The 12456-nt window shown below is 57.6% G+C and carries 10 protein-coding genes; 7 read left to right on the top strand and 3 right to left on the bottom strand.

Annotation, left to right across the window (positions count from 1 at the left end; translation table 11 throughout):
• Positions 1-72: 72 nt before the first annotated feature.
• A complete protein-coding gene (locus J7412_RS22100) occupies positions 73-651 on the bottom strand; it encodes a PA14 domain-containing protein (protein WP_209078158.1) in 579 nt (192 codons plus the stop codon).
• Positions 652-754: 103 nt separating this feature from the next.
• Positions 755-1408 (bottom strand): phosphoglycolate phosphatase, encoded by a 654-nt coding sequence (gph, locus tag J7412_RS07980; protein WP_209078343.1) that lies wholly within the window; start codon positions 1406-1408, stop codon positions 755-757.
• Between the two features lie 259 nt (positions 1409-1667).
• Between gph and J7412_RS07975 the strand changes: the two genes are divergently transcribed.
• Positions 1668-2594 carry a LysR family transcriptional regulator gene (locus J7412_RS07975; protein WP_209078157.1) on the top strand — a complete coding sequence of 309 codons (927 nt, stop codon included), beginning with the start codon at positions 1668-1670 and terminating at the stop codon, positions 2592-2594.
• Here the strand turns inward: J7412_RS07975 and uraH are convergent.
• Positions 2591-2947, bottom strand: a complete 357-nt coding sequence (uraH, locus tag J7412_RS07970; protein ID WP_209078156.1) for a hydroxyisourate hydrolase — start codon at positions 2945-2947, stop codon at positions 2591-2593. The genes J7412_RS07975 and uraH overlap by 4 nt on opposite strands.
• Positions 2948-3101: 154 nt before the next feature.
• Between uraH and puuE the strand changes: the two genes are divergently transcribed.
• From puuE to lpdA, 6 genes are all read left to right on the top strand, one after another.
• On the top strand, positions 3102-4517 hold the full coding sequence (gene puuE / locus J7412_RS07965; protein ID WP_209078155.1) for an allantoinase PuuE: 1416 nt from the start codon (positions 3102-3104) through the stop codon (positions 4515-4517).
• Entirely contained in the window at positions 4514-5026 is a 513-nt protein-coding gene (locus J7412_RS07960) for an ureidoglycolate lyase (RefSeq protein ID WP_209078154.1), read from the top strand. Before puuE ends, J7412_RS07960 begins: the two co-directional genes overlap by 4 nt.
• 65 nt (positions 5027-5091) lie before the next feature.
• Entirely contained in the window at positions 5092-6432 is a 1341-nt protein-coding gene (locus J7412_RS07955) for a nucleobase:cation symporter-2 family protein (protein WP_209078153.1), read from the top strand.
• A gap of 196 nt (positions 6433-6628) precedes the next feature.
• Positions 6629-9283 (top strand): pyruvate dehydrogenase (acetyl-transferring), homodimeric type, encoded by a 2655-nt coding sequence (gene aceE / locus J7412_RS07950; RefSeq protein ID WP_209078152.1) that lies wholly within the window; start codon positions 6629-6631, stop codon positions 9281-9283.
• A 24-nt stretch (positions 9284-9307) separates the two neighbouring features.
• Positions 9308-10564 (top strand): dihydrolipoyllysine-residue acetyltransferase, encoded by a 1257-nt coding sequence (aceF, locus tag J7412_RS07945; protein ID WP_209078151.1) that lies wholly within the window; start codon positions 9308-9310, stop codon positions 10562-10564.
• A gap of 14 nt (positions 10565-10578) precedes the next feature.
• Positions 10579-12309, top strand: a complete 1731-nt coding sequence (gene lpdA, locus J7412_RS07940) for a dihydrolipoyl dehydrogenase (protein WP_209078150.1) — start codon at positions 10579-10581, stop codon at positions 12307-12309.
• Positions 12310-12456: the final 147 nt, after the last annotated feature.

Genomic DNA, 12456 nt, shown 5'->3' with positions numbered 1-12456 from the left:
AATACCGACGCGATACATATGTGGACCTGCCCACAAAGAAGGAGGCCAAGGCCCCCTTCTGTGTTCCTGCGCCTATTTGTATCCGAAGGCGCTGTCCGGGATCAGTTGTCGCTTGCCGCCCGGCGGTGTCCACTCGCTCTCAAAGCAGGCCGTGCCTTCTTTCTGGAAATACAGCACCTTAATGTCATACCAGCCTGCCTTAGGCACATTCACCTGCGGCCGCCCTGCGCTGGCACAGGCGGTGATGCCGTCAATCTTGCCCACGGTCTGCCCGCTGATCCAGATCTGCGCGCCATCATTTGTATAGAATTCAACACCATAGACCCCAGCAGACGGAAATTTGATGTAGCCGGTCACCTCTGCGCCAACCAACTCTGCACGGCCTGACGTCATCACCGGCGCGCCCTTGCCCTTGTCTGGAAAGTTCAAACCCGGCAGCGGCGTTCCCGGCTCACCAAAGCGCTCAATCCGGCGCTGCGCCGGATGCAGGTTGCGCACACTCCGGTCATTAACCGCATAGACAACTGCAAGCCCGGTCTTGAGACCTTTGGGTTGTGGATCTGCAGGTGTCAACTCAATCACCTGCGCAGAAAGCGCGTTAGAAAACATAACAGAAACTGCCGCCAACGCACTGAAAATAAAAGACTTCACTGTGCAACCTCCCTGGTGTCGCATTCTTCTATCGCAGCCTAGAATCTTTGACACCCGCGGGGCAAGTCACAGTTCAGCGACAGAATACGGAACCTGCCGCGCGTCAGGCGATGGCACTCAGCTCCGCCGCACGCAGGAAGTCGTTCCAATGCGAAAACCGCACATCATGCGCGATTTCCTCGACCGGAGATTTGCGGTAGCCTTCCGTAAACAAGCCAAATCTCACCCCCGCATTCTCTGCGGTTCCAGCATCCACTTCGCTGTCGCCCACATAGAGAACTTCAGCGGCGGAGAAGTTGCCCATCGCCTCATACAGCGGCTGAGGATCAGGCTTGCGCACTGGCAAAGTATCCCCACCGATAACGACATCAAAAAAGCCTTCAAGACCAACCCCGGCCAACACATGCCGCGCGGGCTCATCCGGTTTGTTGGTACATACGGCGAGAAACACTCCATTTTCCTTGAGCAACCGCAGTACGTCCAAAACACCGTCATACACGACGGTCTTGTCGGAATTTGATGCATTGTAGATTGCCAACACCCGCGCGTGCACGCGATCAAACTCTTCTAGCGGCATGCCGCGTGCGGCCATCACGCGCTCAACAAGCTTGGGCAAACCATTGCCCACAAAAGAAATTGTCGTCGCGAGATCAAGAGGTTCAATGCCTTCTTCGCTGAGCATCAAGTTGACTGAGGCCTGAATATCCGGCGCGCTGTCCACCAGTGTGCCGTCCAAATCGAATACCACTGCCTTGATCATCTTTATTGCTCCCCAAAACTTTCGGCGCACAGAAACAATCTTGGAGAACAAAGGCAAGCGCATGGGGTGCTCTAACTACGTGCCTTGATGACAACAGCGAACCAGTCCCTAACTCGTAGCCAGAGGGCTTTCAATCTGCCCTGAAAGGATCTGGCGAGCGGTTTCTGCAATCCGTCGCCGCGACATGCTGGTGCATTCTGGTTTTCTTCACTAACATGAAGAACTCCGACCTATTTCAAGAAAATCCTGAAGATACATGTCCTACATCGACAACATCCGAACCTTTGTACGTGTCTATGAACTGGGCAGCATGTCCGCCGCGGCCCGTGATCAGAGGATATCTGCGGCCGTGGCATCCTCGCGAATTTCCCAATTGGAAGAATATCTTAGCGTGCGTCTCTTTCACCGCACAACGCGGCAGCTTAACCCCACGGAGCAGGGCAACACTTTCTATGATGGCGCATGTAAGGTTCTGGAGGCGATAGAAGACGCCGAAGCCGCAGTGAACTCCATTACGCAAAGCCCACGTGGTTTGCTTCACATCGCCGCCCCGTTGGGGGTTGGCCGACGACTGATTGCGCCCTTGGTGCCAGCATTCAAAAATGAATATCCGCTTGTCGACCTGAGGCTGCGCCTGTCCGACCGGAAGCTGGACCTCACCGCAGAGGGCTTGGATGTCGCCTTTTTCTTAGGTGTGCCAGAAGACAGCACTCTGCGCATCAGAAAGATTGCGGATTGCCCGCGTGTCCTTTGTGCATCCCCGAGCTACCTCGCGCAGCGTGGCACACCTGAGACGCCTGAGGCCCTTACGGATGGAACCCATGATTGCCTCAACCTTCGCTACCCCGGTGCGCCCGAATTCCAATGGCCTCTGGAAACGTCGAACGGAACACAGCGTTTTGCAGTGAAAGGGCCGTTTGAGTCAGACGATGGAGATGTCCTGACAGACTGGGCGCTTGAGGGCTTTGGCATCACCCTCAAGCCGGTGTTTGAGATCGCAGAACATCTCAACTCAGGCGCTCTGGTGCCCGTCCTGCAAGATACGCCTCCGATACCGATCCAGATGGCGCTGCTTTACACACACCGTCGTCACCAAGACCCCAAAACACGGCTTTTGATCGAGTTCATGACCCCACGCGTGCAAGCTGCGCTCTCCGGAAACCTTTCGGTTTCCGAAGGTTAACTGCCGCGATAGGTGGAATACCCAAATGGGGACAGCAATAGCGGCACATGGTAGTGCGCCTCAGCATCCGCCATGCCAAAGCGGATCGGAACCTCATCCAAGAAGAGCGGATCATCTCCCGCTTGACCAGTTTCGCGCAGGTAGTCACCGCAATGGAAGATCAGCTCGTAAGTACCTGTTTTGAAATCGCCTTCTGGCAAGATTGGCGCATCTGTGCGACCGTCATCATTGGTGACAGTCTCGGCAATTTTGCGGTGTGAATTGCCGCTGACGCGATACAGCGAAATACGAATACCTTTTGCCGGAACGCCCCGCGCCGTGTCCAGAATATGGGTTGTCAGATAGCCAGCCATAAAATTCCCTCACATTTCTTGTGCATCGTCTATCGCCGATGATGCTCTGCCAAGCAAAGCCAGAGTGCCAACAACACTTTCATGAATAAAGAGAAAGTCTTGGGCATTTGCACGGGTTAGAACATAATGACAAAAATGTGAGGGAGCCGACAACGTGACTCGTTACGTCCGGAACATGCGGGGCTATGGCCAAAACCCACCCCGCGCCGCTTGGCCGAATGATGCCAAAATCGCCGTACAATTTGTGCTGAACTATGAAGAAGGCGGCGAAAACTGCGTTCTGCACGGGGACGCCGCCTCGGAGGCATTCCTGTCAGACATCCCAGGTGCCGCGCAATGGCCCGGGCAACGCCACTGGAACATGGAGTCGATCTACGAATATGGCGCACGGGCCGGCTTCTGGCGGCTCCATCGCCTTTTCACCGGCGCGAACATCCCCGTCACGATTTATGGCGTCGCCACCGCACTTGCCCGCAGCCCCGAACAGGTTGCCGCCATGAAAAGCGCAGGCTGGGAGATCGCCAGCCACGGCCTCAAGTGGGTCGAGCACAAAGATATGGCGGCGGATGAAGAGCGCGCCGCAATTGCGGAAGCGATCCGCCTGCACACCGAGGTGGTCGGCGAACGCCCGCGCGGCTGGTACACAGGCCGGTGCTCTGAGAACACGGTGCAGCTCGTCGCTGAGGAAGGTGGCTTTGACTATATCTCAGACACTTACGACGACGACCTGCCCTATTGGCTGGAACTGGAGGAGCGTGATCAGTTGATCATTCCCTACACGCTTGAGGCCAATGACATGCGCTTTGCCACGGCACCGGGCTGGGTGACTGGGCAGGACTTCTACACCTACCTCAAAGATGCCTTTGATACGCTCTACGCCGAGGGGACCGACGGCGCACCCAAGATACTCTCCATCGGGCTGCATTGCCGCCTGGTCGGGCGACCGGGCAAACTCGCGGCGCTCAAGCAGTTTGTGGAATACATCCAGAGCTTTGAAGGGGTTTGGACACCGCGGCGGGTCGACATCGCCGAGCATTGGCAGGCGCATCACCCGCATCAGCGGATCGAGCGTCCAAGCATGATGGACAAGGCCCGCTTTGTGGAAAGCTATGGCGGCATCTTTGAGCACTCCCCCTGGGTTGCCGAGCAAGCGCACGATTTGGAACTTGGTCCGGCGCACGATTGCGCTGCCGGGGTGCACAATGTGCTTTGCCGCGCTTTCCGGCGCGCGCCAAAAGAAGCCCGCCTAAAAGTTCTTCAGGCGCACCCTGATCTGGCTGGCAAACTCGCGGCGGCGGGCCGTTTGACCGCTGAAAGCACCTCAGAGCAGGCCGGCGCAGGTTTGGACATGCTGACCGACGACGAGCGCACCCGTTTCACGCAACTCAACACGGAGTACGTTGCGAAACACGGCTTTCCCTTCATCATCGCAGTGCGCGATCACGACAAACCCTCCATCATGGCCGCCTTTGAGCGGCGGATCGGCAACGACAGCACAACCGAATTTGCAGAAGCCTGCCGACAGGTAGAGCGGATTGCCGAGTTCCGCCTGCAGGACTTGCTGCCTTGACCGATATCAACGCACTCCCATTGACCGCAGAAGCCTTCGCGCCATTTGGTGATGTCATCACGCTGCGGGACGCTCCTGACAAGATCATCAATCAAGGCATGTGCGGTCGGCATCACGACTTGGCGCAAATGGATTTTGGACCAATGGGGCGTGCGGGCATCTCGCTGTTTAATGCCACGCCGCGCACGCTGCCTTATACATTAGACATGGTCGAGCGGCACCCAGACGGCTCACAGGCTTTCATTCCGATGACGGAACATGCGTTTTTGGTGATTGTTGCCAAAGATTTAGGCGGCACCCCCGATGTGCCCCAAGCTTTCCTCACGGTGCCCGGCCAGGGCATCAACTTTCATCGCAACATATGGCACGGGGTGCTGACACCTCTGAGCGCACCCGGTCTGTTCGCCGTGGTAGATCGCATCGGAGACACCGCCAACTTAGAAGAGTTTTGGTTCAACACCCCGTACCGCGTGGTGGCCGACCAAATCCCCCGGTCAGGCCTCACCTGACCCTCTTGCCTCAAGCCGCTCAATATCAGAAGTGGCAGGGCGTAACGACCGACAGGAGAAGCAAAATGGCTGATAGCACAGCTACCAACACGCAGACATTGGGGCAGTATGCCGACCCCAATGTCACGCCACCTTTAGGCCAGGCAATTCCGCTTGGCTTTCAGCACGTCTTGGCGATGTTCGCCTCCAACGTGACCCCTTCGATCATCGTCGCCGGAGCGGCTGGTCTGGCCTTTGGCGGGCCGGAACAGGTCTATCTCATTCAGATGGCGATGCTTTTTGCAGGCATCGCCACGCTCTTTCAGACTGTTGGGATTGGTCCCATTGGCGCGCGCCTGCCCATCATGCAAGGCACCAGTTTTGCCTTTGTGGGCGTTCTGGCGGGTGTCGCCGCGACCCAAGGTCTGAGCGTTGCGCTCACCGCCTGTATCATTGGCGGCGTTATCCACTTTGCGCTTGGATCCGTGATCGGCAAACTACGCTGGCTCTTCCCGCCGCTGGTGACGGGCCTGGTGATCCTTGCAATCGGTCTTTACCTGATTCCAGTGGCCATCAAATATGCAGCAGGCGGCGCGGCAAGCTTTCAAATGGAAGCCGAAAGCTTCGGCTCTCTGAAGCACTGGTCGGTGGCCCTCACCGTCGTGATCGTCGCTTTGGTGCTTAAGTTCTACACCAAAGGCGTCCTGTCCAATGCAGCCATCCTGGTGGGCCTGCTGGCGGGCTACGTTCTGGCTTTTGCGCTCGGTATGGTAAACTTCGCAGCCGTCGGTAAAGCCTCATGGGTGACAGGCATCACGCCTCTGCCTTATGGGTTTGAATTCAGTCTTGGCGCGGTCATAGCGATCACCTTGGTTTCCATCGTGTCCGCCATTGAAACTGTTGGCGACGCCTCGGCGACCGCGAAAGCGGGCGCCGGCCGTGACGCAACGGATGCAGAGATCCAGGGCGCGACCTACGCAGATGGCCTCGGCACAGCCGTGGCAGGCGTGTTTGGCGGTCTGCCCAACACATCCTTCAGCCAAAACGTTGGCATTGTCGGCATGACAGGTGTGATGAGCCGCCATGTGGTCACCATTGGTGGCATCGTCCTGATCGTCTGCGGCTTGCTGCCCAAGATCGGCGCGGTCATCGCTTCTATGCCGCTTCCAGTGCTGGGTGGCGGTGTGATCGTGATGTTTGGCATGGTGGCTTCGGCCGGCCTGAATGTGCTGACCGAGGTGAACATGAACCGCCGCAATATGGTAATCATTGCGGTCTCGCTTGCGGCAGGTCTCGGGCTCAACCTTGTGCCAACCGCCGTGCAATATCTGCCGGGCGTTGTGAAAACGCTGATGACATCCGCAGTGGCCCCCACTGCTCTTTGCGCCATTGTGCTCAACCTTGTGCTGCCGCAAGAAGACAACTAACCATCTGCAAATCCGATCTAAAAGGGGCGTTCGCGCCCCTTTTTCTTTGTCAGCTCATCCGTCTTTAACGCTTCCGCCATAACCCGTATCAGACATGATCTGAGCGCATGGGAGCCATGCAACTGCCCCACTAGCTTGATTGTTTAATGTTAAACTATAGTGTCTGAAACGCGGATTTCAGTGGAGGAGACGCCGCATGGCGAACGAGATTTCTGACATCGACCCAATCGAGTCCCAAGAATGGCAAGATGCAATCGAAGACGTGATTGCGCGGGACGGCCCAGACAGAGCCCATTACCTGCTGGACAAAGCGGTTCAACAGGCCCGTGCGGCCGGTGCGACACTACCCTTCTCGGCAACCACCCCATACCAGAACACCATCCCGGCGGATGATCAGGAAGATTTCCCTGGCGATCTCGATATGGAATGGCGCATCCGCACCATCAACCGCTGGAACGCCATGGCGACCGTGGTGCGCCGCAACAAAGAGAGCAGCGAATATGGCGGCCATATCGCCTCCTTCGCCTCCTCCGCGGTGATGTATGATATAGGGTTAAACCATTTTTGGCGCAGCAAATCTGCAATCCATGGCGGCGACCTTGTGTTCTTCCAAGGCCACGTGATCCCGGGCATCTATGCACGCTCGTTCATGGAAGGTCGCCTGACCGAGGAGCAGCTTGAGAACTTCCGCTCTGAGGTGAATGGCAAAGGTCTGTCCTCTTATCCACACCCTTGGCTGATGCCTGACTATTGGCAGTTCCCAACCGTATCTATGGGCCTTGGTCCGCTGATGGCGATCTACCAAGCGCGGTTCATGAAATACATGCACAACCGCGGCCTCATCGACATGGCAGACCGCAAGGTCTGGTGCTTCCTTGGCGATGGCGAAATGGACGAACCGGAAAGCCGTGGTGCCATCGACCTCGCCGTGCGCGAAGGTCTCGACAACCTGATCTTCGTTGTAAACTGCAACCTGCAACGGCTTGATGGCCCAGTGCGCGGCAACCACAAGATCGTGCAGGAACTCGAAGGTGACTTCCGCGGCGCGGGCTGGAATGTCATCAAGCTTCTGTGGGGCAAAGGCTGGGACGAACTGCTGGAGAAAGACACCTCCGGCAAGCTGCGCCAGTTGATGGATGAAACCGTTGATGGCGACTACCAGACCTTCAAGTCCAAAGATGGCGCCTACATTCGCGAGCATTTCTTCGGCAAATATCCGGAAACTGCGGAACTGGTCAAAGACTGGACAGACGAGCAAATCTGGGCACTGCGCCGCGGCGGCCACGATCCGCAGAAAGTCTACACCGCGTTCAAACGCGCAACCGACACCAAGGGCATGCCAACCTGCCTGCTGATCAAGACCGTCAAAGGCTACGGTATGGGCAGCGCTGGTGAAGGTCAGAACACCACGCACCAGCAAAAGAAAATGGCCGAAGATCAACTGCGCGCCTTCCGGGATCGCTTTGAGATCCCAGTGAGCGACGAAGATCTGCCCAAAGCGCCGTTTGTGAAGCTCAACAACGCGCAGAAAGCCTATCTGGCGGATCGCCGCAAAGCGCTTGGCGGGGAATTCCCCAAGCGTGAGAGCCAATCGCCCAAGATGGAAATCCCCGCGCTCGACAAATTTGCCGCGCAGCTGAAAGGCACCGGCGAGCGGGAAATCTCCACCACTATGGCTTTTGTCCGCATCCTGACCACGCTGCTGCGTGACAAGCAGATCGGCAAAAACGTGGTGCCAATCGTGCCGGACGAAAGCCGTACTTTCGGGATGGAAGGCCTGTTCCGCTCGGTGGGGATCTATAACCCTGAAGGGCAGAACTACACGCCGGAAGACGCAGATCAGATGATGTACTACAAGGAATCGACCTCTGGTCAGGTTCTGCAGGAAGGCATCAACGAAGCGGGCGCCATGGCCGATTGGATCGCGGCAGCAACCTCCTATTCAAACCATGGCGTGCCGATGATCCCCTTCTTCATCTACTACTCCATGTTTGGCTTCCAACGGATCGGCGATCTGGCTTGGGCGGCAGGCGACAGCCGGGCACGCGGCTTTATGCTGGGTGGCACCGCAGGACGCACCACGCTGAACGGCGAAGGTCTGCAGCATGAGGACGGCCACAGCCATATCCTCGCGGGCACCATTCCAAACTGCGTCAGCTATGACCCGACCTTCCAGCACGAGGTTGCTGTGATCGTGCAGCATGGCCTCAAGAGAATGTATGAAAATCAGGAAGATGTGTTCTTCTACCTGACCCTGATGAACGAAAACTACGCCCATCCAGATATGCCTATGGGTGTGGAGGATGAGATCATCAAAGGCCTTTACCGCTTCCAGGAAGTCAAAAAGCCAACCAAGAAGCACGTCACGCTGATGGGTTCTGGCACCATTCTTGTGCAGGCTATGAAGGCCGCAGACATGCTCAAGGAAGACTTTGGTGTGACCGCAGAGATCTGGTCTGCCACGAGCTTCAACGAGCTGGCACGGGATTGTCAGGATGTGGCCCGCCACAATCGCCTGAACCCGCTGGCGGAACCAAAAGTGTCCTTTGTTGCGGAGCAACTTGCCAAAGCAAAAGGTCCGGTGATCGCCGCGACGGACTACATGAAGAACTACGCAGAGCAGATCCGCACATGTGTGCCGGGCCGCTATACGGTTCTGGGTACAGACGGCTTTGGCCGCTCAGACAGCCGTGTGAACCTGCGCCGCTTCTTTGAGGTGGATGCCAACCACATCGCCGCTGCCGCAATGGTGGATCTCTACCGCGAAGGCGCTGTGACCAAGAAAGACCTTGAGGCCGCATTGGCCAAATATGACATCGACGGCGCCAAGCCGAACCCGCGCCTGGTGTGATCGGGAAGAGAGGAGATTTTAAACATGGCAATTGAAGTCAAAGTTCCCGACATCGGTGATTTCACTGAAGTTCCAGTGGTTTCCGTCTTGGTCAGCGCAGGCGATGTGATCGCGGCAGAAGATCCCCTGATCGAAATCGAAAGCGACAAGGCCACCATGGAAGTGCCCTCCCCGGCTGCGGGCAAGGTGCTTGAGATCAAAGTGGCCGAAGGGGACAATGTCTCTGAAGGTTCGCTGGTTCTGCTTCTGGAAGCAGAAGAGGCCGCAGACGCAGCACCGGCACCCAAAGCTGAGGTCGCCCCGGCGGCGGCACCTGCTGCGGCACCTGCGCCAGCGGCACCTGCTCCGGCAGCTGTGACAGACGCTGGGTTTGGCAAAGCACATGCGTCCCCATCGGTGCGCGCCTTTGCGCGTCAGCTGGATGTGGATCTGGCCAAAGTCAACGGCACAGGCCGCAAAGGACGCATCCTGCGCGAAGACGTCACCGCCTTCCTGAAGTCCACTACGACAGCGGCAGCGCCTGCTGGTGCGGTACAGGGCGGCATGGGCATCCCACCGATCCCCGCGGTGGACTTCTCCAAATTCGGTCCAACCGAAAATGTGGATATGCCCCGGATCAAGAAGATCTCCGGCCCGGCCCTGCACCGCAGCTGGCTCAACATTCCGCATGTCACCCACAACGAAGAAGCCGACATCTCTGAGCTGGACGGCTACCGCCGTGAGCTGGATGCACAGGCTAAGCAAGACGGCTACCGCGTCACGCTTTTGTCCTTTGTTATCAAGGCCTCTGTCTCCGCGCTGAAGCAGCATTGGGAAGTCAATTCCTCGCTGCATCCGGATGGTGACAAGCTGATCAAGAAGGATTTCTACAACATCGGCTTTGCGGCAGACACGCCCAATGGTCTGGTGGTTCCGGTGATCAAAGATGCGGATCGCAAAGGCATCATCGAAATCTCCAAAGACCTGATGGAGCTTTCCGCCAAAGCGCGCGAAGGCAAGCTGAAGGGCGACGACATGTCCGGCGCGACCTTCACCATCTCCAGCCTCGGCGGCATTGGCGGCACGTCTTTCACCCCGATTGTGAACGCGCCTGAAGTTGCGATCCTCGGCCTGACCCGCTCCAAAATGGCGCCGGCCTGGAACGGTGAAGAGTTTGAGCCACGCCTGATGCAGCCGCTGTCTCTGAGCTATGACCACCGTGCGATTGACGGTGCTCTGGCGGCGCGTTTCTGCGCCACGCTGAAGCACCTGATGGGCGACGTGCGTCGCCTGATGCTCTAAGGGAGGACTTCACTATGGACGTCAAAGTACCTGATATTGGTGACTTTTCCGAAGTTCCTGTGGTTTCCGTTCTGGTTTCTGTTGGCGACACTGTCGCCGCAGAGGATCCGCTGATCGAGCTGGAAAGCGACAAGGCCACCATGGAAGTGCCTTCCCCCGCCGCTGGCGTGGTGAAAGAGATCAAAGTGGCCGAAGGCGACAATGTCTCTGAGGGCAGCCTGATCGTTGTCCTGGACGCTGAAGGCGCAGAAGAAGCGCCCAAGGCGGCAGTTCAGGCAGCGCCTGCTGCACCACAAACCGTGGCCGCAACTGGCACCGCGACCGGTGCCGGTGATGTGCATGCCGAAGTGGTTGTTTTGGGCTCTGGTCCCGGCGGTTACACAGCGGCTTTCCGCGCAGCAGACCTTGGCAAGAAAGTAGTACTGATTGAAAAAGACAGCTCGCTTGGTGGTGTCTGTCTCAACGTGGGCTGTATCCCGTCCAAGGCGCTTCTGCACTCGGCGAAAGTCATCACCGAAGCAGAGGAAATGGGCGATCACGGCATCAGCTTTGCCAAGCCTGAGGTCGATCTCGACAAGCTGCGCGGCTGGAAAGAAAGCGTTGTCAATCAATTGACTGGCGGCCTTTCTGGATTGGCCAAGGCGCGTAAGGTGCAGGTCGTGAACGGCTTTGGCACCTTCACCGGCCCCAATATGATCGAAGTGGACAACGACGGCGCAAAATCCACTGTCAGCTTTGATCAATGTGTGATCGCAGCAGGCTCAGAGCCGGTCACCCTGCCCTTCATCCCGCATGACGATCCCCGCGTGATCGACAGCACCGGCGCGCTGGAGCTGGAAGACGTGCCAGAGCGCCTTCTGGTGCTGGGTGGCGGGATCATCGGCCTGGAAATGGCTACGGTGTACGATGCGCTTGGCTCCAAAGTCACAATTGTCGAGTTCATGGATCAGATCATTCCCGGGGCTGACAAGGATGTGGTCAAACCGCTGCACAAGCGGATTGAGGGGCGCTATGAGGCGATCCTAACCAAGACCAAAGTCACTGCGGTTAATGCAACGGACGCTGGTCTTGAGGTCACCATGGAAGGCCCTAAGGGCGAAGTGGTTGATACTTTTGACAAAGTTCTTGTTGCGGTGGGCCGCCGTCCGAATGGTGCAAAAATCAATGCCGCTGCGGCTGGCGTGACAGTGGATGAGCGCGGCTTTATCGCGGTCGACAGCCAGCAACGCACTGGTGTGCCTCACATTTTTGCCATTGGCGATGTGGTTGGCCAGCCGATGCTCGCCCACAAGGCTGTGCATGAAGGCAAAGTCGCTGCAGAGGTGGCCGCAGGGCACAAACGCCACTTTGATGCGCGGGTGATCCCGTCTGTGGCCTACACCGATCCTGAGGTTGCCTGGGTGGGCGTCACAGAGACCCAAGCGAAGGCCGAAGGGCTGAAGGTTGGCAAGGGTGTGTTCCCATGGGCCGCGTCTGGTCGCTCGCTCAGCCTGGGCCGCTCTGAAGGGCTTACCAAGTTGATTTTCGACGAAGAATCCGAGCGCGTGATTGGCGCGGGGATCGTTGGGCCCAACGCTGGTGACCTGATCGCCGAGGTGGCGCTGGCCATCGAAATGGGCGCGGATGCGGTTGATCTGGGCCACACGATTCACCCCCACCCAACCCTGAGTGAGACGGTGAATTTCGCGGCGGAAATGTTTGAAGGCACGATCACCGATCTGATGCCGCCCCGCAAAAAGAAATAAGAAAACATCTGTTTTCTGCCAAAGCGCGCCTTCCTTGAGGGCGCGCTTTTTCTTTTGGGAAAGGTTAATCCGACTCACTGCGCCCAAAAGGCGGTTCGGTATTGCGTCGGTATCCCTACGGTATTGCGTCGGTGTTGGTATGCGGAA

This window comes from Shimia sp. R9_3, from assembly GCF_017743755.1.
Classification (GTDB): Bacteria; Pseudomonadota; Alphaproteobacteria; order Rhodobacterales; family Rhodobacteraceae; genus Shimia.
This window is presented reverse-complemented; position numbering and strand designations above follow the sequence as displayed.